Annotated in this window: 7 protein-coding genes and 1 tRNA gene; 5 read left to right on the plus strand and 3 right to left on the minus strand. The window is 61.2% G+C overall.

The genetic code is table 11. The features are described from left to right. Window positions 1-72 precede the first annotated feature (72 nt). The 3 genes from H147_RS0108135 to H147_RS20975 all read right to left on the minus strand — a co-directional run bounded on the left by H147_RS0108135 (window position 73) and on the right by H147_RS20975 (window position 1930). The gene (locus H147_RS0108135; protein WP_019954864.1) at window positions 73-852 is read right to left on the minus strand and encodes an SseB family protein; all 780 of its coding nucleotides are present in this window, start codon (window positions 850-852) and stop codon (window positions 73-75) included. A 4-nt stretch (window positions 853-856) separates the two neighbouring features. Then, window positions 857-1726 (minus strand): NAD(P)-dependent oxidoreductase, encoded by an 870-nt coding sequence (locus H147_RS0108140; RefSeq protein WP_019954865.1) that lies wholly within the window; start codon window positions 1724-1726, stop codon window positions 857-859. A 66-nt stretch (window positions 1727-1792) separates the two neighbouring features. Further along, window positions 1793-1930, minus strand: coding sequence for a hypothetical protein (locus H147_RS20975; RefSeq protein WP_019954866.1), 138 nt, complete (start codon window positions 1928-1930; stop codon window positions 1793-1795). Between the two features lie 68 nt (window positions 1931-1998). Here H147_RS20975 and H147_RS0108150 point away from each other — a divergent pair, with 68 nt between their 5' ends. The 5 genes from H147_RS0108150 to H147_RS0108170 all read left to right on the plus strand — a co-directional run bounded on the left by H147_RS0108150 (window position 1999) and on the right by H147_RS0108170 (window position 6493). Continuing rightward, window positions 1999-2652, plus strand: a complete 654-nt coding sequence (locus H147_RS0108150; RefSeq protein WP_019954867.1) for an ABC transporter ATP-binding protein — start codon at window positions 1999-2001, stop codon at window positions 2650-2652. After that, window positions 2636-4168, plus strand: a complete 1533-nt coding sequence (locus tag H147_RS0108155) for a KpsE/RkpR family capsule polysaccharide export protein (RefSeq protein WP_019954868.1) — start codon at window positions 2636-2638, stop codon at window positions 4166-4168. Before H147_RS0108150 ends, H147_RS0108155 begins: the two co-directional genes overlap by 17 nt. After that, the gene (kdsA, locus tag H147_RS0108160) at window positions 4168-5001 is read left to right on the plus strand and encodes a 3-deoxy-8-phosphooctulonate synthase (protein ID WP_019954869.1); all 834 of its coding nucleotides are present in this window, start codon (window positions 4168-4170) and stop codon (window positions 4999-5001) included. The genes H147_RS0108155 and kdsA overlap by 1 nt, the downstream gene beginning before the upstream one ends. A gap of 66 nt (window positions 5002-5067) precedes the next feature. Next, window positions 5068-6354 carry a mechanosensitive ion channel domain-containing protein gene (locus H147_RS0108165; protein WP_019954870.1) on the plus strand — a complete coding sequence of 429 codons (1287 nt, stop codon included), beginning with the start codon at window positions 5068-5070 and terminating at the stop codon, window positions 6352-6354. Window positions 6355-6418: 64 nt separating this feature from the next. Continuing rightward, a tRNA-Gln gene (locus H147_RS0108170) sits at window positions 6419-6493 on the plus strand. The last annotated feature ends 247 nt before the right edge of the window (window positions 6494-6740 follow it).

A 6740-nucleotide genomic window follows, 5' to 3' on the forward strand; every position in this document is an offset into this window, starting at 1 on the left:
GCGCTGCCTCCGGCGGGGATCACGTCAAATCGCGCTCTGCGCGAATTGACGAGCTCGGAAGATGGGACGACGTCAGCGCAATTTGGGCGGCCTTGTCGGATCCATGCCGGGGGCCGCGGGACCGGGGGCGGCGGCGGCAGGTTCGGGCAGATCGAAGCGCAGGCCGACCGTTGCCAGACGTGCGGCCATCGGGTCGCTGGCGCGCACGAATAGCACATCCATCATCCCCGCCTCTATCCCTGAGAACGTCAGCGCCTCGCCTGCGGCAGAGGCCAGCGCCTTTTCGGCACCGTCCAGCGCATCGACGAAAGCCAGCACATGACCCTTGGCGCCGGTGTCATAGGTGACTTCAGCCAGATAGGCCGCCCGCGCGAGCCCTGCCGCGATGGCGAGCTTGCGGTCAAGCCCCGTGATCACGCTTTGCGGCAGGTGGCGGGGGGCGGCGATGGCGGTCAGCCGCGCCTCGGTTTCCAATGGGGCATGCAGCAGGGTCTGCGCCAGCCAGTCGACCGCATCCGCAGGGATCAGCATGGCGGAAGGTGCAACCTCGAGGTTCAGGCCCAGCCCGACCCCCTGCCCTGCCAGCATCTGCACCAGCGCCCGCCCCGGCAAGGCGGCATAGGGGGCGATCCGGCCCACGAAATCGGACAGCCGTTCTTCACGGTCGAAGATCAGCGCATATTGCCCGTCTTCGACATCGAACAGCGCAGGCGTGATCTGGTCGCCATCCGCCTCGCCGCCCAAGAGCAGATAGATTTCGCTGTCGGCCAGCCGTTCATAGAACCGCAGCCGCGCGGCATCGTCGTCGGGTGCCGCCTCCATCGCCGCATGGGCGGTGTCGAGATCGGTCATCCGCTCAGAGCGCCTGCAGCCGTTTGAACAGCGCAGACGTGTCCCAGCGCCCGCCGCCCATTTTCTGCACGTCCTTGTAGAATTGATCCACAAGGGCGGTCACCGGCAGGCTCGCGCCGTTTTCATTGGCTGTATCAAGGCAGATGCCCAGATCCTTGCGCATCCAGTCCACGGCGAAACCATGCGTGAAATGGTCGTCCAGCATGGTCTTGTAGCGGTTGTTCATCTGCCAGCTGCCTGCGGCCCCCTGGCTGATCACCTCTATCACGGCATGCCCGTCAAGGCCCGCCTTGTCGGCGAAATGCAGCGCCTCGGACAAGCCCTGCACCAGCCCTGCGATGGCGATCTGGTTGCACATCTTGGTCATCTGCCCGGCACCGCTGTCTCCGATCCGGCGGGCGAGCTTGGCATAGACCGCGATCACCGCGCTGATCGTGTCATAATCGGCCTGATCGCCGCCGCACATGATCGACAGTTGCGCGTTTTCCGCACCGGCCTGCCCGCCCGAGATCGGCGCATCGACAAAGCCGAGGCCCTTGTCCTTGGCGGCGGTGTAAAGCTCGCGCGTGACCTTGGCGGACACCGTGGTGTGATCGACAAAGATTGCCCCCTTGCCCATCGTGGAAAACGCGCCGTCCGGCCCTGTGCAGACGGCGCGCAAGTCATCGTCGTTGCCCACGCAGGCCAGCACGATATCAGCCCCTTGCGCGGCGGCGGCGGGTGTGTCGGCGGCGCTGCCACCATGTTTGGCGACCCAGGCATCCGCCTTGGTGCGGGTGCGGTTATAAACCGTCACGTCGTGCCCCGCGGCGGCCAGATGCCCCGCCATGGGAAAGCCCATCACGCCAAGGCCGAGAAAAGCGAGTTTTGTCATGATCCGATGTCCTGTTCAGTTGTGGCAAGGATAGGCCGTCACACGCAGGGTCAAGCCCCGCCCCGGTCAAAGCTGCCCGCGTATCATGTCAGACCGCGCCGGAAGGGCAAGCCCGCCGAAACCGGGCAGGATTTCGACGATCACGGCTTTGTCGTTGTATTCAGACCGCATTTCGCGGATATACTCAGCTTGTCTGTGCATCATCAGGGCCTGTTAACGTCTTGTCGGCAATTGTGCCAAAGACCTCTTTGTCAGGCACTTACAGGAACCCAATGCTGGAATTCGCGAATGTCAGCAAATCCTTCTGGACCGGAACCCAGCGCAAGGTGATCCTTGACCGTGTATCGTTCCGCGTGGAATTAGGTAATTCGCTGGGCATCCTTGCACCCAACGGCACCGGCAAGACAACGCTGATCAACATGATGGCGGGCCTTGAAAAACCTGACGAGGGCACGATCACGCGCAATTGCCGGATTTCCTTTCCCTTGGGTTTTATGGGTGGTGTGATCGGCAAGCTCAGCGCGATGGAAAACAGCCGCTATATCGCGCGGATCTACGGGCTCGACCCCGATTATGTAGAGGCTTTCTGCCGCTGGCTTTGCGGGATCGAGGAATATTTCGACATGCCCGTCGGGACATATTCCAGCGGGATGAAACAGCGGTTCACCTTTGCGCTGATGCTGGCGCTGGAATTCGACATCTACCTGATCGACGAAGGCATGCCGAGCGCCACCGACGCGGAATTCAACCGCAAGGCGGGCGACATCCTGCGCGAGAGGCTGGAAAGCACAACGATCATCATCGTGTCGCATCAGGCTGCAACGCTGGAACGGTTCGCCCGGTCAGCCGCCGTGCTGCGCAACGGGCAGCTTTACATGTTTGATACCCTCGAAGAGGCAAAGGCGCTTTATGACTATCAAACCTAGGGTTCAGAAATTCCGCATCCGCCGTGATGACGCTGCCGCTTCGGCGGAGCCCGCACAGCCTGCGGCTGCCGCCGAAGCGGCACCCAACATGCAAGACCAGTTGGATGCGATTGCACAGGAAGGTCTGACCGGCCGCCAGTTGCGCATGGCCCGCCGTGTTGCCCAGAAACAAGGCTTGGTCGTCGGATCGGATTACGACGCCGTCCGGCAATTGCGCCTTGCCGGGATCGACCCTTTCCAGCGGCAATCCGTACTGGAACTGGTCCAGCCCAAGGCCCCCGCCGCCGGACGGATTCAGCTCCCCGAGACGATCGGCAAGGGGAATACGCTGCCTGATGGCAAGGTGATCCAGCGCGCCAACAAGAACGCGTCCGAGATCATCAAGATCCAGCGCGACATCGCACGCCGCAGACGCCGCAAGCTGGTCTTGCTGACGACACGGCTGGCGATCTTCATCTTTCTGCCGACCTTTCTGGTGGGGTGGTATTTCTACAATATCGCGACACCGATGTATGCAACGAGCTCTGAAATCGTGATCCAGCAGGCGCAGCCTGCGCAGGGCGGCGCGACCGGCTTTTCCAACCTGTTTCAGGGCACGTCGATGGCGACCCAGCAGGACAGCATCGCGGTGCAATCCTATCTTGCCTCGCGCGAGGCGATGCTGCGGCTGGATGCCGACCATGGGTTCAAGGCGCATTTCAGTGATCCGGCGATCGACCCGATCCAAAGGCTGGAACCCGATGCCACCAACGAAGAGGCATTCAAGCTGTTCAAAAGCCATGTGGTCATCAGTTATGATCCGACCGAAGGTCTGATCCGCATGGAGGTGATCGCCGCGTCGCCGGAAAAGGCGTATGAATTCTCGCAGGCCTTGATCGGCTATGCCGAAGAACAGGTCGATCAATTGACCAGCAGGTTGCGCACGGACCAGATGCAGGGCGCGCAAGAAAGCTATGAGGCAGCCGAACGCCGGAGATCAGAGGCACTGGCAGCCTGGCTTGCGATCCAGCAAGAGGTCCAGCAGATTGACCCGGTCAGCGAATCCGCCACCCGCATGGGTCAGATCGCGACGCTCGAAGGAGAGCGGCAGAGGCTGGAACTGGTGCTGCAATCACGGCTGAACGTGGACCGCCCCAGCGAAGTGCAGGTGCAGGCCTTGCGCGACCAGATCGCAAATATCAACGGGCTGATCACGAACCTGCGCGCCGACCTGATCGGGGGCACCGACAATCAGGGCTCGCTTGCTGCGCGCAACACCGAATTGTTGACGGCCGAGGAAAATTACACCTTCCAGACCATCATGGTCCAGCAGGCCCTGACACAGATGGAAACCGCCCGTATCGAGGCGAACCGGCAGGTGCGGTATCTGTCGGAAAGCGTGCGGCCGGTCCTGCCCGATCAGGCCACCTATCCGCGCGCCTTTGAAAATACAATTCTGGCGTTTTTCATTTTTTCAGGAATTTACCTGATGATCTCGCTTACCGCCTCTATCCTTCGTGAACAGGTCAGCTCTTGATGCATATCGTCGAAATCGGAAACCTGAAGGTCGGCAACGATCTTCCGCTGCTGCTGATCGCTGGCCCCTGCCAGTTGGAAAGCACGGATCATGCGCAGATGATCGCGGGCCGCATGGCCGAAATCTGTGCGGCGCATGGCGCGCAATTCATCTTCAAGGGCAGTTTCGACAAGGCCAACCGCACGTCGTTGGGTGGCAAGCGCGGGCTTGGCATCGACGGCGGGCTGAAGGTCATGCAATCGGTCAAGGACAGCATCGGCTGCCCGGTGCTGACCGATATTCACACAGCCGACCAATGCGCGCCTGTGGCTGCGGTCTGCGATGTGCTGCAGATCCCCGCCTTCCTGTGTCGGCAAACCGACCTTCTGATCGCCGCGGGCGAAACGGGGGCTGTCATCAACGTCAAGAAAGGGCAGTTTTTGGCCCCTTGGGACATGCCCAATGTCGTGGCCAAGATCGAAAGCACGGGCAACAGGCGCATCCTCGTGACCGATCGCGGCACATCTTTTGGCTATAACACGCTGGTCGCGGACATGCGGGCGCTGCCGACGATGGCCCGCATGGGCTATCCCGTCGTGATGGACGCGACCCATTCGGTCCAGCAACCGGGCGGACAGGGCGGATCATCGGGCGGACAACGCGAATTCGCCCCCGTGATGGCGCGGGCGGCGGTATCGCTTGGCATCGCGGCAGTATTTATCGAAACGCATGAAGACCCCGACAATGCGCCGTCAGACGGGCCGAACATGATCCCCCTTGACCAGATGGACGCGCTGGTCAAAAGCCTGATGGGTTTCGATGCGCTGGCAAAGGCGGACCCGATCCGGGTCTAGCGAATGGGGCTTTCCCTTCGGCGGACCGGACTTTAGGCTTGCGACGCCCGATTGAGGATCGACCCAATGCGCGTAATTCTGCTTTTTCTGGTGATCATGGCGGCAGCGCCTGCCGCCTTCGCACAAGAGGCAACCGGCACCATAACCACGGAAAATACCGCCCTGCAGGATGTCGCCATTGCCAACCGCATGCGCGAGATCATGGATGAATTGGGCGATTATTCTGACGTGATCGTCACGGTCAACGAGGGCGTCGTCACGTTGCGCGGCACGACAACATCGACGGTCGAGGCGCTGGCCTTGCAGCCGCTGGCATCCCGGATCGAAGGCGTCGTGGCCGTCCGCAACGAGGTTACGGAAACCACGGACATCGCGAGGCGGCTGGACCCGGCTGTCGGACGGTTCGCCGCCAGGCTGGAACAGCTGGTGATTTTCCTGCCGCTTGCGCTGATCGCAGCCGTTGCTTTTGGCGTGGTCGTGCTGGTGGGATTCGCCATCGCCCGGATGAAACAGCCATGGGACAGGCTGGCCCCGAACAGCTTTATCGCCGACATCTACCGACAATTGCTGCGCGTGTTTTTCGTGGTAATCGGCATGGTGATCGCCCTTGATATCGTGAACGCGACAGCACTGCTGAGCACGATCCTGGGCGCGGCGGGGATCATCGGGCTTGCCTTCGGTTTTGCGGTACGCGACACGGTCGAGAATTTCATCGCTTCTATCATGCTGTCGTTCCGGCAGCCGTTCCGCCCAAACGACAGCGTGGAAATCAATGGCGACCAGGGCAAGGTGATCCGCCTGACGAGCCGCGCGACGATCCTGTTGTCGCTTGACGGCAATCACATCCGCATTCCCAACGCGACCGTCTTCAAAAGCCGGATCGTCAATTTCAGCCAGAACGCCGAGCGGCAGTTCCGTTTCATCATCCATGTGCACCGTGATGCAGATCTCCAGCAAACGCTTCTGCTGGTGAACCAAACGGTGCAGGCGCTGCCGTTCGTCCTTGACGATCCCGGCGCGCTGGTCTGGATCGAAGCATTGCACCCCGAAACGATCGAACTGATCGTAACGGCCTGGATCGACCAGAACGAGACATCGTTCCCCCTCGCCAGAGGAGAGGCGCTGCGCCAGGTCAAGCTCGCGATCGAGGCGGCGGGTGTCGTCATTCCTGACGGGACGCAGCGGGTGAAACTGATCAGGCAAGCGCACGCGGTGGCGGCAACGTCGCGCGAAACTCGGCAAATCGAGGATGTTGTCCCGTCGCAGGACGCCGCCCTGACCCGCATCGTCGAAGCCGAACGGAACCTTGAGAGCACCGAAGATCTTTTGCGTGCGGACAGGCCCAATGAATAGTCCGCTTTTTGGAAAAACGGGGCTTGAACCGCCCCCCGCTTCGCAGTATCCAGCGCCACGCTGATGGGATGTAGCCAAGTGGTAAGGCAACTGTTTTTGGTACAGTGTACCGTAGGTTCGAATCCTACCATCCCAGCCAGCTAACCCTGCCCTCCGAAAAACCCTATGATCCAAGGCAGGTTGATCCGGCCCGATCCTGCCGTTTCGCCCCAAGTGCTGCCCCAGAGTGACCGGGCCATGACAGCCCAGTCGTCGTTGTTTTTATGGTCAGGATGTGACCTGCCCCCCGAGGCTCCCTCATTCATAACGAGAGTTTGCGGGTTTGGATTTCATATTCTTCGTCGTGAGTTTGGGCAAGCGCGTCGTGCGCGGAGCCCTCAAATTGC

Origin of the sequence: Yoonia vestfoldensis DSM 16212, from assembly GCF_000382265.1 — a bacterium.
Classification (GTDB): Bacteria; Pseudomonadota; Alphaproteobacteria; order Rhodobacterales; family Rhodobacteraceae; genus Yoonia; species Yoonia vestfoldensis.

Excerpts from the sequence above, each read along its gene's own strand:
- kdsA (WP_019954869.1), top strand. The coding sequence starts at position 4,168 with ATGCATATCGTCGAAATCGGAAACCTGAAGGTCGGCAACGATCTTCCG.
- H147_RS20975 (WP_019954866.1), bottom strand. The coding sequence starts at position 1,930 with ATGATGCACAGACAAGCTGAGTATATCCGCGAAATGCGGTCTGAATAC.
- H147_RS0108150 (WP_019954867.1), top strand. The coding sequence starts at position 1,999 with ATGCTGGAATTCGCGAATGTCAGCAAATCCTTCTGGACCGGAACCCAG.
- H147_RS0108140 (WP_019954865.1), bottom strand. The coding sequence starts at position 1,726 with ATGACAAAACTCGCTTTTCTCGGCCTTGGCGTGATGGGCTTTCCCATG.
- H147_RS0108135 (WP_019954864.1), bottom strand. The coding sequence starts at position 852 with ATGACCGATCTCGACACCGCCCATGCGGCGATGGAGGCGGCACCCGAC.
- H147_RS0108155 (WP_019954868.1), top strand. The coding sequence starts at position 2,636 with ATGACTATCAAACCTAGGGTTCAGAAATTCCGCATCCGCCGTGATGAC.
- H147_RS0108165 (WP_019954870.1), top strand. The coding sequence starts at position 5,068 with ATGCGCGTAATTCTGCTTTTTCTGGTGATCATGGCGGCAGCGCCTGCC.